Source organism: Caulobacter sp. LjRoot300, assembly GCF_964253875.1.
Classification (GTDB): domain Bacteria; phylum Pseudomonadota; class Alphaproteobacteria; order Caulobacterales; family Caulobacteraceae; genus Caulobacter.
Genome location: NZ_CAXUSA020000003.1, coordinates 306,054 through 327,097, shown reverse-complemented (window position 1 = coordinate 327,097; position 21,044 = coordinate 306,054). Strand labels below are relative to the sequence as shown.

The window sequence follows — 21,044 nt, the reverse complement described above, 5'->3', positions numbered from 1 at the left end:
CCGCCTAGCTGGAGGCCTGCGGAACCGGCCCCCGCCGCTTCAGCGCCGCGACCCGAGCCAGGGCGTCGGCTTCGATGTCGGCCCAGAACAGGTTGAAGCCGTCCACCTTGCGGCGGTCGGTCCACGAGCCGCTGTCGCGCAGCGAGGTCGATTTCGGGCGCCCGGTGTGCAGCAGGCCGTTCTCGCACTGGGCCCAGACCTGGCGCTTGAGCAGGGCCGGCCTCGAGTCCCATTCCAGGCCGGTGGCGTTGGCGGCCCCGAGGTTCAGCTTGGCCGGCGCGCGGATCTCGTTGCGCGCCCCCAGCAGCGGGTTGACGCAAAGCGGCTGACGACCGTCCAGGGTGACCAGCTCGCCGCCGGCGTTCCAGACCAGCGAGCGATTGGTCAGTTCCTGGGCCTGCTGGAAGTCGCCGTCGACCATCGACGCCCAGGCGACCAGACAGCCGGCCTGGTCGCGACCGGCGCAGGCGGGCACGGGCGCGCCGGGTCCGAACTCGTCGGCCGGCACCACGGTCTCGATCAGATAGACGCCGGCCAGCCGGCCCCGCAGCGCCGCGTTCGGGGCGATCTCCTCGTTCAGCAGCCGCTCGGCCAGGATGCCGCCCTGCTCCACCCCGACCAGCACGATCGGCCGCCCGCCGTTGTCGTGCGCGAGGTAGTGGCGGAAGGCGTCGCGCAGGTCGTCATAGGCGAAGCGCCGGGCGTCGCGGGCGTCGTCGCGCAACGTCAGGAAGGTGTAGAGGCTGGCCTGGCGATAGTGCGGCGCGAAGATCCGCCCGACCCGCGCGAACGGGGCGGCGTAGTTGGGCAGCATGACCCGGGCCAGGTCGCGCGCCGCCTTGGGCTGGTCGAACGGCGCGTTCCAGTCGCGGCCGCCGTCATAGCTGGTGGGGTGCACGAAGAAGACGTCGGCGCCGCCCCGGCTGGCCACGCCATGCTCGGGCAGCAGCGCCCAGGCCTCCGGCCGGGCGTAGTCGGGGGCCGGCGGCGGCTCGTAGGTCTGGAACGGGATCTTGGGGTCCAGCGTCGTGCGCAGGATGTCGTAGCGCCAGTAGAACGCCGCCGACAGGACCAGCGCCAGGAACAGCACCGCCCCCGCGAAGATCCAGCGCTTGAAGCCCTTGAAACGGTCGGCCATGGCCCCTGGTTACACGAACCCGCCGCGTCGCGCGAGACGGCCTGAAGCCTCCTGGAGCGTGGCGGCCGAAGGTGACGCCCTTGACCATGGCGGCGCTCCCAATCATGGCGTGGCTTGGAGGCCGTATTGATCGGGTGTATATACAGGACCATGAGCCTGTACATCCGCAGCGAGGAAGCCGACCGCCTTGCTCGCCAGTTGGCGGAGCGGACGGGACTGACCCTGACCGAGGTGGTCACGCGGGCGTTGCGCGCCGAACTCGACCGCACGCCAACGACGCCGGAAGCCCTGGCCGCGCGGCTGGCGCGGATCCGGGCGATCCAGGCCAGGGTCAGGGCCTCGCCCGTGCTGCGGGAAGGCTCCGACGACGCCCTGCTGTACGACCAGGACGGCTTGCCGAAGTGATCGTCGTCGATACCTCGGCGCTGATCGCGATCTTTCAGGGCGAGCCCGACGCCGAAACCTTTCTCGACGCGATCATCAGGACGGAAACCACGCTGATCGCCGCGCCGACGCGCCTGGAGGCCTTCATCGTCGCCAGCCGCCGTTACGGCGCCGTGCGCGCAGCCGAGTTGACGGACCTGATGGCCGCCCTGAACCTGACGACGGTGGCGTTCGACGGGGCCCTGGCCGATGTCGCCCAGATGGCCTACCGAACCTTTGGACAAGGCGCTCACGGCCTAAACTACGGCGACTGCTTCAGCTACGCCCTGGCCAAGTCGCGCGACCTGCCGCTGCTGTTCAAGGGCGAAGACTTCGCCGTCACCGACGTGCGGCGGGCGGCCTGACCGTCAACCGCGCGCCTTCAGCGGTACGGATCGTCCGTATTGAGGAATCCGCAGACATAGTCCTCGACGCCGTCCTCCAGCGAGGTCATCGGCGCGTTGTAGCCGGCGGCGCGCAGGCGGCTCATGTCTGCCTGCGTGAAGTACTGGTACTTGCCGCGCAGCACCTCGGGCATGTCGAAATAGTCGATGTCGGGCTCGCGGCCCACGGCCCGGAAGGTGGCCTCGGCCAGGGCCTTGAACGAGCGGGCCTTGCCGGAACCCAGGTTGTAGATCCCGTTGACGTGCGGGCTCTTGGCCAGCCAGGCGACCACGTCGGCGACGTCGCGCACATAGACGAAATCGCGCAGCTGGCCGCCGTCCTCGTAGTCGGGGTGGTGCGACTTGAACAGCCGCACGCCCTCGCCCGCCGCCACCTTGGGCCAGATCTGGCAGACGACCGACTTCATGCCGCCCTTGTGGTCCTCGTTGGGGCCGTAGACGTTGAAGAACTTCAGCCCCGCCCACTGGGCCGGCGCATGGCCGCGGGCGGCCTCGCGAACGGCGTAGATGTCGAACAGCGCCTTGGACCAGCCATAGGCGTTCAGCGGTCGCAGGGCCTTGAGGCTTTTCAGGTCGTCCTTGCCGTCGAAACCTTGCAGGCCATCGCCGTAAGTGGCGGCCGACGAAGCATAAATCAGCCGCCGCTGATGTTGCGCGCACCACCGCCACAGGTCGCGCGACAGCACGAAGTTGGACCGCACGATCAGGTCGGCGTCCGGCTCGGTGGTCGAGGAGATCGCTCCCATGTGGATCACCAGCTCGACCTCGTCGCCGCGCTGGGCCAGCCAATCGAACAGATCCTCCGGGGCCACGAAGTCGGCGATCGGCGCCTTGGCGATGTTCTTCCACTTGTTCTGCGCCGCCTCGCCCAGCCGGTCGCAGACCACCACGTCGAGGCTGTCGTCCTCGCACAGCTTGGCCACGATGTTGGAGCCGATGAAGCCGGCGCCGCCGGTGACGAGGATGACGCGTCTGGACATGGTTCGCGTTATGGCACAGGGGGCGAACGTAGCAAGGGACTGGGGCAAGCATTGGGGCAAGGCGTCGGCGTGAACGTGCGGATCGACCCGTCCGGGTCCGGTTGCGCACCGATCCGCGCCCGCCCGACGGCCTGAGCCAGGAGCCGTGGAAGGCTTCGGCGCAACCCGCCCCCGCCGCCAGGCGTATCTATGGCGAACCGATCGTAAGGGGTTCGGCGGCGCGCGAACGCGCGCTCGCGGCCTGTCGCGGCCTCAAGGAAGAGGAGATTTCTCGCGAGGACCGATAGTCCTCCCCATTTACAGGTCGGTTCCGAGAGTTCTTACTTTCGTCATCAAGTTAGGGATGGGACCATCGATGACCGATATCCTGCCTGCGACCTGGCCGGCCGCGGCCCGCGACCCCGAACTGCGTCGCGCCCCGGCCGCCTTCCGCACCGCTCTCCGCGTCGCCGTCGAGAACTGGGCGGCCGGCGACCTGACCTTCGTCCTGCCCTCGGGCAAGCCCCTGCGAATCGTCGGCAAGGGGCCGGGCCCGGACGCGGTGATCCGCATCCACGACTATCGGTTCATCCGCCGAGCCCTGGCCTCCGGCGACATCGGCTTCGCCGAGGGCTACATGGCCGGCGAGTGGGACACCCCCGACCTGTCGGCGGTGTTGGAGGCCTTCTCGCTGAACTTCGACCGGCTGACGGCCCTGGTCCGGGGCAATCCGATGATGCAGGCTGTCAACAAGCTCCACCACCTCTTTCATCGCAACGATCGGGTGGGCTCCAGGAAGAACATCCACGCCCACTACGACCTGGGCAACGCCTTCTACTCCCGCTGGCTGGACCCCAGCATGACCTATTCCTCGGCCTTGTACGAAAAACCCGGCCAGCCGCTGGACCAGGCCCAGCGCGCCAAGTACGCGGCCCTGGCTCGGTCGATCGACCTGAAGCCCGGTCAGCACGTGCTGGAGATCGGCTGCGGCTGGGGCGGCTTCGCCGAGTTCGCGGCCAAGGAAGTGGGCGCCAAGGTCACCGGCGTCACCATTTCCCAAGCCCAGCACGACTTCGCCAAGCGGCGCCTGTTCGACCAGGGCCTGGCCGATAAGGCGCAGATCCGGTTGATCGACTATCGCGACGTCCAGGGCCAATTCGACAGCGTCGCCTCGATCGAGATGTTCGAGGCGGTCGGCGAGGAATACTGGCCCACCTATTTCGGCAAGATCCGCGAAGTGCTGTCGCCCGGCGGCCGGGCCGGCCTGCAGATCATCACCATTCGCGACGAGCTGTTCGCCCGCTACCGCGGCCACACCGACTTCATCCAGCGCTACGTCTTTCCGGGCGGCATGCTGCCCAGCGAGGCGCGCCTGAAGCAGGAGACGGCCGCCGCCGGCCTGGCCTGGACCGAGATCAACCGCTTCGGCCAGAACTACGCCGACACCCTGGCCGAATGGGCCGCGCGGTTCGAGGCCGCCTGGGACGACATCAAGGGTCTGGGCTTCGACGAGCGCTTCCGCCGGCTGTGGCGGTTCTATCTCAGCTATTGCGAGGCCGGTTTCCGCACCGAGCGCACCAATGTGATCCAGCTGGGCCTTTCCCGGGCCTAAAGCATCGCGCGGAAAAGTGGACGCCGGTTTTCCGCAAAAGCGATGCGAAAACAAAAATCTAGAGCAAGCGGCGCGATTCCTACTATCGCGCGGCTTGCTCTAGCAAACCTGGCCATGCATCCCGACCTTGGGTGTGCGTACAGTCCGCAAGCGCTCACCGAGGTCGGCCCGATGAACCTCTACACCCTCGTCCTGGATTTCCACGGCGGCACCTACATCACCCAGTTCGACGCCGAGACGGCCACCGATGCGGTCGCGGCCTGGTGCAAGGAGCTGGAAGACGAACAGCTGCTGGGCGACGCCTCGTTTCCCGTGGCCGAGGGCATCATGGTCGACGCCATCGAGAACCATCTGGTCGAGGTCGAGGGCCTGCACGGCGCCTGGTGCGCGGCGGCCTCGGTCAACGGGGCCCTGGCGCTGCTGAACGTGATCATCACCCAGCGGCTGGATTGAACCTGCGCTGAAACCGGCGAGGCCGCCTTCAGGAAAACTGGTCTTGCCTGAAGGCCGCGCATCACGATCTACCAAGCCGACCTCCCGCTCGGCCGGACTGAAGAGATGACCGTAAAGACCAGCGTCCTGGACGCTATCGGCGACACGCCGCTGATCCGCCTCAACCGCGCCAGCCAGGCCACCGGCTGCGAGATTCTCGGCAAGGCCGAGTTCATGAACCCCGGCCAGTCGGTCAAGGACCGCGCGGCCCTGGGCATCATCCGCGACGCCGAGGCCAAAGGCCTGCTGAAGCCCGGCGGCCGGATCGTCGAGGGCACGGCCGGCAACACCGGCATCGGCCTGGCCATGGTCGCCTCGGCCCTGGGCTACAAGACCACCATCGTCATTCCCCGCACCCAGAGCCAGGAGAAGAAGGACGCCATCCGCCTGCTCGGCGCCGAACTGGTCGAGGTGGACGCCGTCCCCTATTCCAATCCCGACAACTATGTCCGCTATTCGGGCCGCCTGGCCGAGGCGCTTGCGAAGACCGAGCCGAACGGGGCGATCTGGGCCAACCAGTTCGACAATGTCGCCAACCGCCAGGCCCATTTCGAGACCACCGGGCCGGAGATCTTCGAGCAGACCGACGGCAAGGTCGACGGCTTCATCTGCGCCATCGGCTCGGGCGGCACCCTGGCCGGCGTCGCCGCCGCCCTGCGGGCCCGCAAGCCGTCGGTGAAGATCGGCCTGGCCGACCCGCACGGCGCGTCGCTGTACAGCTGGTACGCCGACGGCGAGCTGAAGTCGGAAGGGACCTCGATCAGCGAGGGCATCGGCCAAGGCCGGATCACCGCCAACCTCGAAGGCCTGGCGATCGACCACCCGTTCCGGATCAGCGACGAGGAGATGCTGGAGCAGGTCTTCGACCTGGTGCAGCACGAGGGCCTGTGCCTGGGCGGCTCGACCGGGATCAACGTGGCCGGCGCGGTGCGCTTGGCCAGAGCCATGGGTCCGGGCCACACCATCGTGACCATCCTCTGCGACCATGGCTCGCGCTACCAGAGCAAGCTGTTCAACCCCGCCTTCCTGGCCGAGAAGGGCCTGCCGACCCCGCCCTGGATGTAGCCGCCGGCGCGCGACGCGCACGCTGAATAGCAAAGTTGCATCATTCAACCTTACAGTGCAGGATCGTCCCAATCTCGATGAGGAGGGCCGAATGGCTTGGAAGGGAATCGTGGGCAGGAGCTTCACGCCGGAGTCGTTCGAAACCTACTGCGAAACCCTGACCTGGTCGGCCTGGCGGCCGAAGTTCATCGTCCTGCACAACACCGGCGCGCCTTCCCTGGCTCAGAGGCCGCAAGGCTTCACCCGGACCCACATCGCCAATCTCGAGGCCTATTATCGCGACGACCGCAAATGGAGCGCGGGGCCGCACCTGTTCGTCGACGACAAGCAGATCTGGGTGTTCACGCCGCTGACGGTGTCGGGCGTTCATTCGCCCAGCTGGAACAGCATCGCCCTGGGCCTGGAGATGCTGGGCGACTACGACAAGGACGCTTTCGACAAGGGCCGTGGCGCGGCGGTGCGCGACAACGCCGTCGCCGCCATGGCCGCCCTCTCGGCCGTGCTGGGCCTGGCCCCGGCCGGCATGAAACTGCACCGCGAGGACCCCGCCACGACCCACGCCTGCCCCGGCAAGAACGTCAGGAAGTGGGACGTCATCCAGCGCGTGCAGGACAAGATCCTCGAGGAGGCCGGCGAGCACTCCTTGGCGGAGCACCATCCGTAAGGAGGGGCGGCGCGGCTTCCCAAAGTTCAAAGCCCCCACGGTTGTCATCCCGGAAGCCTCGCAGAGGCTGTCCGGGACCCAGGGGACTGGGCAAAGGCCTTGCGGTTCACCTGGGTCCCGGACAAGCGCTACGCGCTTTTCGGGATGACAATGTTGAGAGGCAGACTTTTGATCCCCCTCCACCCCGCAAAGCCTTGCCCCGCCACGCCGATCGCGTGATCTTGCCGGCCTTCTCGAAGGGGCGAGTCAGACCCCGAAAGGCCTTGCCATGACCCACGCCGATCCCCTCGTCTCGACCGCCTGGCTGGCCGAGCACCTTGATGCGCCCGACGTCAGGATCGTCGACGGCTCCTGGCACATGCCCGCCGCCAAGCGCGATCCCAAGGCCGAGTACGACCTGGCCCACATTCCGGGCGCGGTGTTCTTCGACATCGACGAGATCGCCGACGAGACCTCGGACCTGCCGCACATGCTGCCCTCGCCGATCAAGTTCGCCTCGCGGGTCAAGAAGCTGGGCCTGGGCGACGGGTCGAAAATCGTCGTCTACGACACCAGCGGCATCCTGCCCGCCGCCCGCGTCTGGTGGGAATTCCGCGCCATGGGCCACGAGGACGTGGTGGTGCTGGACGGCGGCCTGCCCAAGTGGATCGCCGAGGGCCGCCCTGTCGAGGACCTGGCCGTCACGCCGCAGGAGCGCCACTTCACCCCGCGCTACCAGGCCGACATCGTCCGCTCGCTGGACCAGATGAAGCGCAACCTGGAGACCGGCCGCGAGCAGGTGATCGACGCTCGCGCCGCCGGCCGCTTCGAAGGCCGCGATCCCGAGCCCCGCGCCGGCCTGCGTGGCGGCCACATTCCCGGCTCGCGCAACGTGCCGCTGTCGGCCCTGCTGGCCGCCGACGGGACGATGCTGCCGGCCGACAGGCTGGCCGCCGTGTTCGAGGCCGCGGGGATCGACATTAGCCGGCCGATCGCCACCACCTGCGGCTCGGGCATCACCGCCGCCGTGGTCTCCCTGGCCCTGGCCCGGCTCGGCAAGCCCCGGGCGGCGGTCTATGACGGCTCGTGGACCGAATGGGGCGGCCGCGACGACGTGCCTGTGGCGACGGGCGTGGCTTAGCCAGACCCTCCCCCCATGGGGGAGGTGGTCGCGCAGCGACCGGTGGGGGGAGTGATACGACCTCGATCAGTGATGCCGCCGTCTCAAAACTCCCCCCTCCGTCGCCCGGTGGGCGACACCTCCCCCACAGGGGGAGGAACTGAGGCCTTGAACCGCCTCGCTCCCGCGCCTTAAACGAAAGCGTGCCGTAGCCGCCCGAGTCCCCCATGCCCCTGGATGAAGAAACCCGCCTGGTCCGCAAGGGCGCCCCGCCCAAGGGCGGCTCGGTGCTGGCCCGCACGGTCAATCCGCCAGTGCAGCGCGGCTCGACGGTGCTGATGCCCAACGCCGCCTCGTTGTACGACGACAGCCAGCTGACCTACGGCATCACCGGCCTGTCCTCGCCGGCCAACCTGCAGCTGGCCCTGGCCGAGCTGGAGGGCTCGCCCGACGTGACCCTGTATCCGTCGGGCCTGGCGGCGATCACCGGCGTGATGCTGGCCCTGCTGAAGGCCGGCGACGAGATCCTGGTGGTCGACAGCGCCTACAAGCCCACCCGCCGGTTCTGCGACCGGGTGCTGGCCCGATTCGGGGTCAAGACCACCTACTATGACCCGGCCCTGTCGCCCGAGGCCCTGATGGCCCTGTGCACGCCGGCCACCCGGATGATCCTGCTGGAGGCGCCCGGCTCGCTGACCTTCGAGATGCAGGACATCCCGGCCATCGCCGCGGCCGCCAACGCCCGCGGCGTGCTGACGATGATCGACAACACCTGGGCGGCCGGCTTCTACTTCAAGCCCCTGGCCCATGGGGTGACCATCAGCGTTCAGGCCCTGACCAAATATGTCGGCGGCCATTCGGACGTCTTCATGGGCAGCGCCGCCACCGCCGACAACGTGATCGGCAACCAGCTGGGCGACGCGATGTGGGACATCGGCTGGTCGGTGTCGCCCGACGACGCCTATACCGTGCTGCGCGGCCTGCGCACCCTGGCCACCCGCCTGCCCGTCCACCAGGCCAAGGGGCTGGAGATCGCCCGCTGGCTGCAGGGCCGGCCCGAGGTCGCCCGCGTGCTGCATCCGGCCCTGGAGACCGACCCCGGCCACGCCCTGTGGAAGCGCGACTTCACCGGCGCCTGCGGCCTGTTCGGCGTGGTGCTGAAGCCCTGCTCGCAGAAGGCCGTCCACGCCTTCCTCGACGCGCTGGACCTGTTCGGCCTGGGCTTTTCCTGGGGCGGCTACGAAAGCCTGGCCATCCATTGCGACCCGCAGCTGAAGAACCGCGCCATTCCCGTGAACCTGGAAGGCCCGCTGCTGCGCCTGCACGTCGGCCTGGAGAGCACGGCCGACCTGATCGCCGACCTGGAGCGCGGCTTCGCGGCCCTGGCCAGGGCCTAAATCGAACCGCGACGGCGCGGTCGTGAAGGTCTAGACAACCGCCTCGTTCGAAAGGCCTCGACCATGACCGTCCACATCGCCCTGCTGCGCGGCGTCAACGCCGCCGGAAACCGACTGGTCACCGCCGATGAGCTGGCCGCCCTGCTGACCGAGCTGGGCCACACCAGCGTGCGCACCGGCCCCAAGGTCGGCGACCTGGTGTTCGCCAGCGGCGAACAGACGGGCGCCGAGCTGCAGACCCAGATCGAGACCGCCCTGATGGACCGGTTCGCGCTGCGCACCGACGTCTATGTGCGCACCGCCGACGCCTGGCGCGCCCTGGTCGCCGCCAACCCGTTCCCCGAGTTCGCGGCCCAGGACCCCGGCTGGCTGATGACCCTGTTCCTGAAGGACACGCCGGACAAGAAGGCGATCGGCGCCCTGCGCGCGGCGATCCGCGGCCGCGAGCAGGTGCGCGCCGAAAGCCGCCAGCTCTACGCGATCTATCCGGACGGGATCGGCGGCTCGAAACTGACCAACGGCCTGGTCGAAAAGACGCTTGGCGCGCGGATCACCGGTCGGAGCTGGACCGCGGTCCTGGCGCTGGCCGAGATGCTGGGCGAGGGTTAGTCGGCCGTCTCCGCCGCGATCGGACGCGGCGCCTGAGCCGCCCCACCCCTCGGCAACCGCAGCAGCATCCAGGCCAGCCCCACGCCAACGACGCCGATCACCGAGGTCCCGTAGGCCGCGCCGGCCAGGAAGCCGCTCCAGGCCAGCTCCAGCCTGGCGAAATAACGGGCCAGCAGCAGGGAGACGCTGCCGACATAGCCGCAGGAATCGGCGACATAGATCAGGAACCCCGCCGTCCCCACCTGGCCGGTGGCGGCGATCAGCCGGTCGAACAGCATGCCGTTGAACGGCGTGTAGGCCATGTAGATCCCCGCCCCCGTGGCGACCATCCAGGCCACCGGGCCCAGCAGGCCGACCTGCCGGCCCAGGGTCGCCAGGCCCAGCAAGGCGAAACCCAGGGCCACGAAGGCGAAGTTGAAGCCAACGGCCCGGCGGTTGTCGCGCACCAGGCTCAGCACGCCCAGCCCGACCAGCACGATGGCCGCGACCGGGATCTCGGACAGCGAGAAGATCGCCGCGGCGTTCTTGAAGCCCAGTTCGGCCCAGATCTCGGCGGCGAAGTTGTCGCGGAAGTCCCGAAGCGCCGTCAGCAGCACATAGACAAGCACCAGCAGGACCAGGGCAGGCGCGTGGGCCGCGAACATGGCCGCGCGGGCCTTGGCGTCCATGGGCGCGCGGCGCACGCGGGCGGCCTCGTCGGCCGGCGACGGCGGCGGCAGCTGGGTCAGGGCGGCCACGGCCAGCAGCAGCAGCGGCGTGAACAGCAGGCCGGTCAGGGCCGGCATCCAGCGTTCGTCGATGCCCTGCAACAGCAGGCTCTTGCCCACCGACTTCACCGCCCGAGGCTAGGATGAAGCTGGCGCACAGCATGGCCCCCAGCACCTCCGACAGCCGCCGCCCCTCGACGAAGCCGAACACCAGCCCCCAGATCATGCCCAGGCAGAGGCCGTTGACGAACAGCGCCAGCGGGCCGGCGACAGCCGGACCCAGGCTCAGGCCCAGCAGAGACAGCTCGGCCCCGCCGATCAGCACCAGGATGGCCCGCCAGCGCCGCTCGGGCCGCATCTCCGAGATCACCTTGATCCCGATGATCTTCGAGACCGCGTAGCCGGCGACCTGGGCGATCACCAGGGCCACCTTGAAGTCGATGGCGAACGGCCAGCCGGCCATGGCCTCGTAATGGGCCGCCGTGAACGGCTTGCGGTAGGCGAACATCGAGAAATAGGCCGCGAAGGCCGCCAACCCGCCGTACAGCGCGAACGCCCACGGCGGCGCCTTGGCCAGGGCGCGGGCGATGGGGCCTTGAGTCGGTTGCGCGTTCAGCATCCCCCATGGGCGGGCCGAACAGGCGCATCCGTCAAGACCATCCGTCGCACGGCCGGGGACATGCCCTTGGGCGTGTCCCCCTTCCGATCCGCGAAGGCGGATGGGGACACGCCCAAGGGCATGTCCCCGGCGCCGCTAGGCCGTGCGCGCGACGGGCGCGTCTTCCTCCGCCGCACCCAGCGCCTGGGCCGCCACTTCGCCGACGACGATCACCACCGGGCCGCCGTGGCTGTCCAGCCGGTCGCCCAAGGTCTCCAGCGTGCCGTGGTAGATTCTGGCGTTCGCCCCGCCAGCCTGCTCCACCGCCACCGCCGGGGTGCTGGGCGCGCGGCCGGCGGCGATCATCCGCTCGCACAGGGCCTGGGCCACCTCGCCGCCCATATAGACCGCCAGGGTCGCCTCCGGGTCGCTGGCCGCGCTCCAGTCGCCGCTGAGCGTTCCGGCCTCCAGCCGCGCCGTGGTGAACACCACCCGCCGGGCCTCGCCGCGATGGGTCAGGGGGAAGCCGAACTGGGCGGCGGCGGCGCAGGCGGCGGTGACGCCGGGCACGACCTCGACCGAGACGCCGTGCTCGCGCAGGAAGGCGGACTCCTCGCCCACCCGGCCGAACACCGACGGGTCGCCGCCCTTCAGCCGCACGACGCGCAAGCCCTTGCGCGCCAGGCGCAGCATCAGGCGGTTGATCTCGTCCTGGTGCATGCTGGGCTTGCCCGCCCGCTTGCCGGTCTGGATGCGCACGCAGCCGGCCGGGGCCAGGGCGATGGCCTCGTCGCTGATCAGCGCGTCGTAGAGCAGCGCCTGGGCGCTCTCCACCGCGCGCACGGCTCGCACGGTCATCAGGTCGACCGGGCCGGGACCGGCGCCGACGAGCAGGACTTGGGCGGCGTCAGACATGGGCGGGCTCCTTTGCGGGAACGGCGACGGTCGCGGCGATCATCCGGGCGATCTCGGGACGGCAGGACCCGCAGTTGGTCCCCGCCCCGGTGGCCGCGCCCACCGCGTCGGGGTTGGCGGCCCCGGCGACGATGGCCGCCTGCACGGCGCGGGCGCCGACCTTCAGGCAGGCGCAGACCAGCGGCCCCTTGTCGACCGGCGCGCCGGGCGGACGGCCGAACAGCAGGGCCGAGCGGGCGTCCTGGCTCAGTTCCGGCTCGGCGAACAGCTCGGCCAGCCAGTCGCGCGGCGGCAGGCGACCGCTGATGGTGGTGTACAGGACCGCCACCAACCGGCCGTCGCGCAGCCAGGCGTCGCGCCGCGCGCCCGTGGCGGCGTCCTCATAGGTCACGAGTTCGCCGACAAGGCCTTTCGACAAGGCCTTGCGCAAGGCGGCGCGCTCGACTTCGTCGCCTCGGCCGGCGAACTCGTGTTGCTGGCAGGCGTCCTGAGGGATGCGCCGCCAGACGAGGTCCAGACCCGACGGAAGGGCGAGGCTGTCCCGCGTGAGGAAGAAACCCTTCCAGGTCTCGCGATAGGGGCGGAGCCGGGCGGGGGTGTGCTTGAACTCCGGCTGGCCGGAGGTGGGGTCGAGATTGGGCGCGATCAGGTGGTTGGAGCGGCCGGACGGCGCGAAGGCGTCGGTCCAATGCATCGGCATGAACAGGCCGCCGGGCCGCTGGCGCTCGGTGATCTTGGCCAGGGCCACGGCCTCGCCGCGCACGGTGGTCACCCGGGCCAGGACGCCGTCCTGGACGCCCAGGGCCTCGGCGTCGGCCGGATGGACCTCGACGAACGGTTCGGGCGCGTGGCGGCACAGGTCAGGCGCCAGGCCGGTGCGGGTCATGGTGTGCCACTGGTCGCGGATCCGGCCGGTGTTCAGCGACATCGGATAGGCCGCGTCCATCGCGTCGGCCGGCCCCTTGGGCCGGGTCGGGACCATGCGGGCGCGGCCGTCGGGCGTCTGGAAGCGGCCGTCCACGAACAGGCGCGGCGTGCCCCGGCCGTCCGCCGCCACCGGCCACTGGACTGGCAGGAGTCCGGCGTAAGACTCTGGCGTCAAAGCCGAAAGGCCGGTCAGGTTCAGAACGCGATCGGTATTCTCGTAGGCGGTCAGGCGAGCCCATTCACGGAATACACTGGCCTGGCTGCTCCAGCCGAAGCCGTCGAAGCCCATGGCCTGGGCGACGTCGGCGATGATCCGCCAGTCGGCGCGCGCCTGGCCCGGCGCGGGGAACAGCGCCCGCTGGCGCGAGATCCGGCGTTCGGAATTGGTGACCGTGCCGTCCTTCTCGCCCCAGGCCAGGGCCGGCAGCTTGACGTCGGCGAAGGCGGTGGTGTCGGTGTCGACGCAGTCGGACACCACCACGAACGGGCAGCGCTCCAGCGCCTCGCGCACGCGGCCGGCGTCAGGCAGGCTGACGGCGGGGTTGGTGGCCATCACCCAGACCGCCTTGATCTTGCCGGCGTGGATGGCCTCGAACATCTCGACGGCCTTCAGCCCCGGGGCCCGGGCAGTGTCGGGCGCGCCCCAGAAGCGGGCCACGCGGTCGCGGTCGACCGGGGCGAAGTCCATGTGGCCGGCCAGGGTGTTGGCCATGCCGCCGGTCTCGCGCCCGCCCATGGCGTTGGGCTGGCCGGTGATCGAGAACGGGCAGGCGCCCGGCTTGCCGATCCGGCCGGTGGCCAGGTGGACGTTGAGGATCGACAGGCCCTTGGCCGTGCCCTGGGCCGACTGGTTGGCGCCCATCGAGAACAGGCTGACCGTCTTGGGATTGTCGGCGAAGAGTTTGTAGAAGCTCAGCAAATCGTCGAGCGCCACACCACAGTCGGCGGCCACGGCGGCGGGCGACTGGTCGAGCTCCGCGAGCGCCGCCTCGACGGCGTCGAAGCCGTTGACGTGGGCGGCGATGTAGTCGCGGTCGACGGCGTCGATGCGGATCAGGTGGGCCAGCAGGCCGTTCCACAGCCGCACGTCGCTCTGCGGGGCGATGGCTAGGTGCAGGTCGGTGCCCTCGGCGGTGTCGGTGCGGCGCGGGTCGATCACCACGTGCTTCTGGCCGCGCGCTTTCGCCGCCTCCATGCGCCGGAACAGCACCGGATGGGTCCACGCGGCGTTGTGGCCGCTGAACACCACCAGGTCGGCCAGGTCCAGGTCCTCGTAGCAGCCGGGCACCAGGTCGGCGCCGAACGCCTGCTTGTGGGCGGCCACGGCCGAGGCCATGCACAGGCGGCTGTTGGTGTCGATATTGCCCGAGCCGATGAAGCCCTTCATCAGCTTGTTGGCGACGTAGTAGTCCTCGGTCAGGATCTGGCCCGAGACGTAGAAGGCGACACTGTCGGGGCCGTGCTTGGCGATGGTGTCCCTGAACCGCTTGGCGACCAGGGCCGTGGCGTCGGTCCAGCTGGCGGCCTTGCCGTTGACCGTCGGCTCCAGCAGCCGGCCCTCCAGCCCCACCGTCGCGCCCAGCGCCGTGCCCTTGGAGCACAGGCGGCCGAGGTTGGCGGGGTGGGCCACGTCGCCGGCCACCGACAAGGCCCGGCCGTCCGAGGACGGCGCCTGGCCGACCGCGCCCGACACGCCGCAGCCCACCCCGCAATAGGGGCAGGTTGTCTTGACGAGCGAGGCGGCCCCGCCGTCAGCCATGGGCGTCGACGCTCATTGGGAGGCTCAGCAGCAGGCGGCCGTCGCGGACCTCCAGCGGCACCACCGGCGTGCAGCCCTTGCCCTTGTCGGCGCCCATCGGCTCGCCCGAGGCCAGGTCGATCGACCAGTTGTGCAGCGGACAAGCCACCGCCCGGCCGTGGACGATGCCCTGGCTCAGCGGTCCGCCCTTGTGCGGGCAGGCGTCCATCAGGGCGAACACCTCGCCGTCGCCGGTGCGGAAGATGGCGATGTCGCCGCGCGGGCTGGGCACCCGGCGGGCGCCGCGGCGCGGCACGTCCGTCACGGCGCCGACATCGACCCAGACGGGGACTTTGACATGGGCGTTCATGCGGGGACGAACTCCATCCGGCGGCTCATGGGGGTGAATTCCTCGGTGTGGCGGCCGGCCACGCGCTCGGCCCACGGGTCGATGCGGGCGAAGCGCTGCGAGAACACGAAGCGGTCGTAGAGGGCCTTGCGCTGTTCTGGATCGGTGACCTGGGCCTGGATGCTCTCCAGACCCACGCGCGCCATCCACTTGTAGACCCGCTCCAGGTACCAGCCCTCCTCGCGGTAGAGCTGCATGGCCGCGGCGATCACCCAGACGGCCTCGTCCTCGGTCGCCACCCGGGTCAGCACCTGGGTGCCCTGGATGTGCAGGCCGGCGGCGCCGCCGATGTGGATCTCGTAGCCGCTGTCGACGCAAACCACGCCGAAGTCCTTGCAGGTGGCCTCGGCGCAGTTGCGGGGACAACCCGACACCGCCAGCTTGACCTTGGCCGGGGCCCAGGAGCCCCACAGGAACTTCTCCAGGCGGATGCCCAGGCCGGTGGAGTCCTGGGTGCCGAACCGGCACCAGTCGCTGCCGACGCAGGTCTTCACCGTGCGCAGGCCCTTGGCGTAGGCATGGCCGCTGACCATGCCGGCCGCGTTGAGGTCGGCCCAGACGGCCGGCAGGTCGTCCTTCTTGACGCCCAGCAGGTCGATGCGCTGGCCGCCGGTGACCTTGACCGCAGGAATCGCGAACTTGTCGGCGACGTCGGCGATGGCCCGCAGTTCGTCGGGCGTGGTCATGCCGCCCCACATCCGCGGAACGACGGAATAGGTGCCGTCCTTCTGGATGTTGGCGTGGACCCGCTCGTTGATGTAGCGCGACTGCTTGTCGTCGCGATACTCGGACGGCCAGGCGCACAGCAGGTAGTAGTTCAGGGCCGGACGGCACGACGAGCAGCCGTCGGGCGTGGTCCATTCCATGGCCTGCATCACCGCGGGCATGGACTTCAGCTCGTATTCGACGATGGCCTTGCGGACGTCCGAGTGCGGGTGATGCGTGCACTTGCACATCGGCTTGGGGCCGGTCTGTTCCTTGAAGCCGTCGCCCAGGGTCAGCTTCAGCACCTGCTCGACCAGCGGCGTGCACGAGCCACACGAGGCCGAGGCCTTGGTCACCGCCTTCACGTCGTCCAGGGTCGTCAGGCCCTGGGTGGTGATGGCCGAGACGATCGAACCCTTGCAGACGCCGTTGCAGCCGCAGATTTCCTGCGTGTCGGGCATGGCCGCAACGGCGGCGTTAGGGTCCAGGCCGGACAGCCCTTCCGTGATGGCCTGGCCGAAGATCAGGGTTTCGCGGATGTCGGTGACCGAGGTCCCCGCCCGCATCAGGTCGAAGTACCAGTTGCCGTCGGCCGCGTCGCCGAACAGCACCGCGCCGGCCACCTTGCCGTCCTCGATCACCACGCGCTTGTAGACGCCGCGGCCGGCGTCGCGGAACACGATGTCCTCGCAGCCTTCGCCGCCCGCGAACTTGCCGGCCGAGAACACGTCGACGCCCGAGACCTTCAGGCGGGTCGACAGGACCGAGCCCTCATAGGCCCCTTCCCCGTCGGTCATCGACTCGGCCAGCGAGCGGCACATCTCCCAGATCGGCGCGACCAGGCCGTAGCAATTGCCTCGGTGCTCGGCGCATTCGCCCACGGCGAACACGGCCGGATCGGAGGTTCGCATGGCGTCGTCGACGACCACGCCGCGATTGACGGCCAGGCCGGCGGCGCGGGCCAGGGCGGCGTTGGGCTTGATGCCCACGGCCATGACCAGCAGGTCGCACGGCAGGACGCGGCCGTCCTTCAGCTTCAGGCCCGTGACCCGGCCGTCCTCGCCGACGATCTCCTCGGAGTGAGCCCCCATCACCGTCTCGACGCCGCGCTCCAGCAGCGCCTCGCGCAGCAGGAAGCCGGCGCTTTCGTCCAGCTGGCGCTCCATCAGGACGTCCATCAGGTGGACGACGGTGGCGGACATGCCGCGCCGGGCCAGACCGTAGGCGGCTTCCAGGCCCAGCAGGCCGCCGCCGATGACCACGGCGCGGGCGCCCGGCTTGCCGGAGGCGGCGACCATGGCGTCGACATCGTCCAGGTCGCGGAAGGTGACCACGCCCTTCAGGTCGATGCCCGGCAGCGGCAGGCGGAACGGATCGGAGCCCGTGGCCAGGATCAGCTTGTCGTAGGAAACTTCCAGCCCGCCCTCGGCGACCACCTTGCGGCCTTCCAGGTCGACCGCCGTGACGGCCCGCCCGGCATGCAGGGCGATGCCGTTGTCGGCGTACCAGGCCTCGTCGTTGATCACGATGTCGGCGAAGGACTTCTCCCCCGCCAGCACCGGCGACAGCATGATGCGGTTGTAGTTCACCCGCGGCTCGGTCCCGAAGATGGCGATCTCGTAGCGGTCGGGATCGCGCTTGAGGACTTCCTCGACCGCCCGGCAACCGGCCATGCCGTTGCCGATGACGACCAGCTTTTCCTTGGTCATGGTTTTGCTCACAGGGAGAAAAGGATCAGACGCGAACCGGAGCGGCGGAGTCGCCGTGCAGGGTCGGCCAGACGGCGCGCCAGCGGGCCTTCAGGCTGTGCAGGGCCACCAGGGCGAACACCGCCAGGGCCGCGAAGCCGAGGAAGCCGATCTGGTAGGAACCGGTCATCTTCTTGGCCATGCCGAGGCTGGAGGCCAGGTAGAAGCCGCCGACGCCGCCGGTCATGCCGATCAGACCGGTCATGACGCCGATCTCCTTGCGGAACCGCTGGGGCGCCAGTTGGAACACCGCGCCGTTGCCGGCGCCCAGGGCCAGCATGGAGAACATCAGCACCGCCAGGGCGACATAGGCCGAGGGCATCTGGAAGCTGGCGACGACCAGGCCGAGGGCGGCCAGGGCGAAGACGAAGCTCAGGGTCCGCACGCCGCCGAAGCGGTCGGCCAGGGCCCCGCCCACCGGACGGACGAACGATCCGGCGAACACGCAGGCGGCGGTGAAGAAGCCCGCGACCACCGGCGAGAGGCCGTATTCGGCGTTGAAATAGATGGTCAGGGACGAGGCCAGGCCGACGAAGCCGCCGAAGGTCACCGCATAGAGCAGCATCAGCCACCAGGCGTCCGGAACCTTCAGCACGTCCAGGTACTCGGCCAGCTTCTTGGGCGCGGGCTGCTCGGGGGCGTCCTTGGCCAGCAGCATGTAGACGACGAAGGCGACTGCCAGCGGGATGGCCGCCAGGCCGATCACGTTCTGCCAGCCGAAGGTCTTGGCCAGGATCGGCGCGAACAGGGCGGCCAGGGCCGTGCCCGAATTTCCGGCGCCGGCGATGCCCAGGGCCAGGCCCTGGTGCTCCTGCGGATACCACCGCGAGGCCAGCGGCAGGGCGACGGCGAACGAGGCGCCGGCCACGCCCAGCACCAGGCCCAGGGCCAGCACCTGGTGATAGTTGTGGATGCCCAGGAACCAGGCCAGGACCAGGCCGGTCAGCACGATCAGCTGTCCCATCATGCCGGTCTTCTTGGGGCCGATGCGGTCGACCAGCACCCCATTGACCAGGCGCAGCAGCGCGCCGGCCAGGACCGGGATGGCCACCATCAGGCCCTTCTGGGCAGGATCCAGGTGGAAGTCCTTGGCGATGGCCACGCCCAGCGGGCCCAGGATCACCCAGACCATGAAGCTGAGGTCGAAATACAGGAAGGCGGCGAACAGGGTCGGCGTGTGGCCGGCCTTCAGGAAATCACGCGAGATCATGGAGCGCCTCGGATGTAGGTGTCTGCGAGAGCGGGGCGCGAGCGCCCCAGGCGGGTGACCGCATCCGAGCGGTCGTCTCTGGCAGCCACGAACGTCGTTGTCCGGAGGCCTGATCCCAGTGAAGGCGCGGAAGCCGGACGGAGTCACGCGCTATGCTGCGATGCAGTGCGATCCAGGCCCCATCGTCCAGTTGCTCAGCAATTAGGCGGCAGCGCTGCTTGAAACATGAGCAAAACGAGCAGGCTCGATGCGTCGGGATCGATGGACTCGCCGCCGTAGCGCAGCCCGTCACCTCCTCCCCGTCATCCTTGTCTGTTGGCGGCTTGATCTAAAGAGGTCAGGCTGATTGGCGGACGTGGGGGCGAACGCCCCGGGATGTTCCGATGTGGAACCTAACCCGTCCGCCCCACCGCGAACGACGCCGCGTAGCCGCGCGCGTCGGCCGGATCGAACGGCGCGCCGTCGAACAGGGCCGAGGACGGGGGCGCCGCGTCGGCGAACACCTGGGCCGGCTCGACCACCGGCCCCAGCGACAGCGCCGCCTCGCGGAACAGGTCGGGGCGATAGACGCGGTCGGCGACGGCGGCCAAGTCCAAGTCCGGCCCGACCTGCCCCCAGCGCGCCATCTGCGACAGGAACCACAGGGCGTGCTCGCGCCGGGGCAGTCCGGCGGCGTCGCGATGGAAGACGATCTCGGACTTCAGGGCCCGGGCCACGATCTCGGGCTCGACACCCACATGGTCCGGCCGCGACAGCAGGGCCACCAGTTCGGCGTGATTGCCCGGTTCGTCGGCCCAGGCCGCCGCGCGGATCAGGGCGCGCAGGGCCGCGCGCAGCTCGTCGCCATGGCCCGCGGCCCAGGCGGCCGTAACGCCGAACACCTTGTCCGGACCGCCCGGCCAGAACTGCGAGGCCTTGATCAGCGACTCGCCCAGGCCCTCGTCGACGGCGGCGGCGTTCCACGGCGCGCCGACGCAGAAGCCATCGATCTCGCCCGCGCGCAGGTGCTCGACCATGCGCGGCGGCGGCGTAACCACCAGACGCACGTCGCGGTCGGGATCGATTCCCGCCTGGGCCAACCAATAGCGCAGGAAGTAGTTGTGCATCGAATGCGGGAAGACGACGGCGAAGGTCAGCGGCGGGGCGCCCTGCCCACGTCGTTGCGCGACCACGGCCGCCAGGGCCTGGGCCGTGACCAGCGGCGCCGCCAGGGCGCCGGGGTCGGCCTCGCTCATCATCGCCGCCAGCCGGGTCGAGACGGTGATGGCGCTGCCGTTCTGGTTCAGGGCCAGCGGGGCCAGCATCGATCCGCCCTCCAGACCCATGGGGGCGAGGGCCATCGGGGCCAGCATGTGGGCGCCGTCCAGTGCGCCGAAGGCGACCTTGTCGCGAATGGTCGCCCACGAGGCCTCGCGGCTCAGCGCCACCTCCAGCCCCTCCTCGGCGAAGAAGCCCTGCGCCTTGGCCACCACCAGCGGCGCGCAGTCGGTCAGGGGGATGAATCCCAGCGTCAGGTCGGCCAGTCCGCTCACGAGGCGTCGCCCTTCAGCACGCCGGCGAAGGCCAGCAGGTCGGCGGCGATCTGGCCGATCGGCTTGCCGCGGTCCATGGCCAGTTTGCGCAGCAGCCGATAGGCGCCGTCCTCGTCCAGGCCCCGCTCCTTCATCAGCAGCCCCTTGGCCCGTTCGACGGTCTTGCGCGATTCCAGGTCGGCCTTGGCCTTGGCCAGGTCGCCTTGCAGCTGCTGGGTCAGGGCGAAGCGGCTCATGGCCACGTCCAGGATCGAGCGCACCCGGCTCGGGGCCAGGCCGTCGACCACATAGGCGGCGACCCCGGCCCGCACGGCCTGCTCGGCCAGGCCCGGCTCGGAACGGTCGACGAACATCACCACCGGGCGCGGGTTGTGCTGGCCGGCCTCGCGCAGGCTTTCCAGGGTGTCGCGATCGGGGCTGTCGGCGGCGATCACCACCACGTCGGGGGCGAAGGCCGCGGCCTCGCGCTCGTCGAACACGGCCGCGCGGCGCACCTCCAGCGGCTGCACGCCGGCGAGCCCCTCGGCCACGAGGGCGGCGCGCGCGGGATCGGGATCGATGACGAGGACGCGCATGCCCTTCGCCCTAAGGCCGTCCGGCGACCGGTGGGAGCGGCGAAGGTTCATCGGGGTCGGAGTTGCTCAATCAGCCTGGTATTTGCACAGCCTGCCCGAAATAGCGGCGCCAAACGAG

At 69.8% G+C, this 21,044-nt stretch carries 18 protein-coding genes and 1 pseudogene; 9 read left to right on the top strand and 10 right to left on the bottom strand.

Annotated features, from left to right (window positions below):
• Positions 1-4 precede the first annotated feature (4 nt).
• Positions 5-1,138, bottom strand: a complete 1,134-nt coding sequence (locus tag ACSQ2G_RS11640) for a DUF3089 domain-containing protein (protein WP_436031001.1) — start codon at positions 1,136-1,138, stop codon at positions 5-7.
• A 150-nt stretch (positions 1,139-1,288) separates the two neighbouring features.
• On the opposite strand from ACSQ2G_RS11640, the gene ACSQ2G_RS11635 reads away from it, so the two are divergent.
• Both ACSQ2G_RS11635 and ACSQ2G_RS11630 read left to right on the top strand, forming a co-directional pair.
• On the top strand, positions 1,289-1,543 hold the full coding sequence (locus ACSQ2G_RS11635; RefSeq protein WP_436030999.1) for a type II toxin-antitoxin system VapB family antitoxin: 255 nt from the start codon (positions 1,289-1,291) through the stop codon (positions 1,541-1,543).
• Positions 1,540-1,926 carry a type II toxin-antitoxin system VapC family toxin gene (locus tag ACSQ2G_RS11630; RefSeq protein WP_436030997.1) on the top strand — a complete coding sequence of 129 codons (387 nt, stop codon included), beginning with the start codon at positions 1,540-1,542 and terminating at the stop codon, positions 1,924-1,926. Before ACSQ2G_RS11635 ends, ACSQ2G_RS11630 begins: the two co-directional genes overlap by 4 nt.
• 17 nt (positions 1,927-1,943) lie before the next feature.
• Here ACSQ2G_RS11630 and rfaD read toward each other — a convergent pair whose 3' ends face one another.
• Complete coding sequence (gene rfaD, locus ACSQ2G_RS11625; RefSeq protein ID WP_436030995.1) at positions 1,944-2,945, bottom strand: ADP-glyceromanno-heptose 6-epimerase; 1,002 nt, start codon at positions 2,943-2,945, stop codon at positions 1,944-1,946.
• Positions 2,946-3,300: 355 nt separating this feature from the next.
• On the opposite strand from rfaD, the gene ACSQ2G_RS11620 reads away from it, so the two are divergent.
• The 7 genes from ACSQ2G_RS11620 (at position 3,301) to ACSQ2G_RS11590 (ending at position 9,862) form a co-directional block, all read left to right on the top strand.
• Positions 3,301-4,536, top strand: coding sequence for a class I SAM-dependent methyltransferase (locus ACSQ2G_RS11620; RefSeq protein ID WP_436030994.1), 1,236 nt, complete (start codon positions 3,301-3,303; stop codon positions 4,534-4,536).
• Positions 4,537-4,707: 171 nt separating this feature from the next.
• The gene (locus ACSQ2G_RS11615) at positions 4,708-4,989 is read left to right on the top strand and encodes a hypothetical protein (RefSeq protein WP_310079270.1); all 282 of its coding nucleotides are present in this window, start codon (positions 4,708-4,710) and stop codon (positions 4,987-4,989) included.
• Between the two features lie 105 nt (positions 4,990-5,094).
• Positions 5,095-6,093, top strand: coding sequence for a cysteine synthase A (locus ACSQ2G_RS11610; RefSeq protein WP_436030992.1), 999 nt, complete (start codon positions 5,095-5,097; stop codon positions 6,091-6,093).
• A 91-nt stretch (positions 6,094-6,184) separates the two neighbouring features.
• Entirely contained in the window at positions 6,185-6,757 is a 573-nt protein-coding gene (locus tag ACSQ2G_RS11605; protein ID WP_436030990.1) for an N-acetylmuramoyl-L-alanine amidase, read from the top strand.
• A gap of 268 nt (positions 6,758-7,025) precedes the next feature.
• Positions 7,026-7,877, top strand: coding sequence for a 3-mercaptopyruvate sulfurtransferase (sseA, locus tag ACSQ2G_RS11600; RefSeq protein WP_436030988.1), 852 nt, complete (start codon positions 7,026-7,028; stop codon positions 7,875-7,877).
• Between the two features lie 212 nt (positions 7,878-8,089).
• Positions 8,090-9,253, top strand: coding sequence for a cystathionine beta-lyase (gene metC / locus ACSQ2G_RS11595; RefSeq protein ID WP_436031952.1), 1,164 nt, complete (start codon positions 8,090-8,092; stop codon positions 9,251-9,253).
• A 63-nt stretch (positions 9,254-9,316) separates the two neighbouring features.
• Positions 9,317-9,862, top strand: a complete 546-nt coding sequence (locus ACSQ2G_RS11590) for a DUF1697 domain-containing protein (RefSeq protein WP_436030986.1) — start codon at positions 9,317-9,319, stop codon at positions 9,860-9,862.
• Here ACSQ2G_RS11590 and ACSQ2G_RS11585 read toward each other — a convergent pair.
• The 8 genes and pseudogenes from ACSQ2G_RS11585 to ACSQ2G_RS11550 all read right to left on the bottom strand — a co-directional run bounded on the left by ACSQ2G_RS11585 (position 9,859) and on the right by ACSQ2G_RS11550 (position 20,926).
• Positions 9,859-11,188, bottom strand: a pseudogene (locus tag ACSQ2G_RS11585) (DUF5690 family protein). The gene ACSQ2G_RS11590 and the pseudogene ACSQ2G_RS11585 sit on opposite strands and share 4 nt — an antisense overlap.
• A 135-nt stretch (positions 11,189-11,323) precedes the next feature.
• Positions 11,324-12,082: a uroporphyrinogen-III C-methyltransferase gene (cobA, locus tag ACSQ2G_RS11580; protein WP_436030984.1), complete on the bottom strand. Its 759-nt coding sequence runs from the start codon at positions 12,080-12,082 to the stop codon at positions 11,324-11,326.
• Positions 12,075-14,768 (bottom strand): nitrate reductase, encoded by a 2,694-nt coding sequence (locus tag ACSQ2G_RS11575; protein ID WP_436030983.1) that lies wholly within the window; start codon positions 14,766-14,768, stop codon positions 12,075-12,077. The genes cobA and ACSQ2G_RS11575 overlap by 8 nt, the downstream gene beginning before the upstream one ends.
• Positions 14,761-15,117, bottom strand: a complete 357-nt coding sequence (gene nirD, locus ACSQ2G_RS11570) for a nitrite reductase small subunit NirD (RefSeq protein ID WP_436030981.1) — start codon at positions 15,115-15,117, stop codon at positions 14,761-14,763. The genes ACSQ2G_RS11575 and nirD overlap by 8 nt, the downstream gene beginning before the upstream one ends.
• Complete coding sequence (gene nirB, locus ACSQ2G_RS11565; RefSeq protein WP_436030979.1) at positions 15,114-17,570, bottom strand: nitrite reductase large subunit NirB; 2,457 nt, start codon at positions 17,568-17,570, stop codon at positions 15,114-15,116. The genes nirD and nirB overlap by 4 nt, the downstream gene beginning before the upstream one ends.
• A gap of 25 nt (positions 17,571-17,595) precedes the next feature.
• Positions 17,596-18,819 (bottom strand): nitrate/nitrite transporter, encoded by a 1,224-nt coding sequence (locus ACSQ2G_RS11560; RefSeq protein ID WP_436030977.1) that lies wholly within the window; start codon positions 18,817-18,819, stop codon positions 17,596-17,598.
• A 392-nt stretch (positions 18,820-19,211) separates the two neighbouring features.
• Positions 19,212-20,351, bottom strand: coding sequence for a CmpA/NrtA family ABC transporter substrate-binding protein (locus ACSQ2G_RS11555; RefSeq protein WP_436030975.1), 1,140 nt, complete (start codon positions 20,349-20,351; stop codon positions 19,212-19,214).
• Complete coding sequence (locus tag ACSQ2G_RS11550; RefSeq protein ID WP_436030973.1) at positions 20,348-20,926, bottom strand: ANTAR domain-containing response regulator; 579 nt, start codon at positions 20,924-20,926, stop codon at positions 20,348-20,350. The genes ACSQ2G_RS11555 and ACSQ2G_RS11550 overlap by 4 nt, the downstream gene beginning before the upstream one ends.
• Positions 20,927-21,044 lie beyond the last annotated feature (118 nt).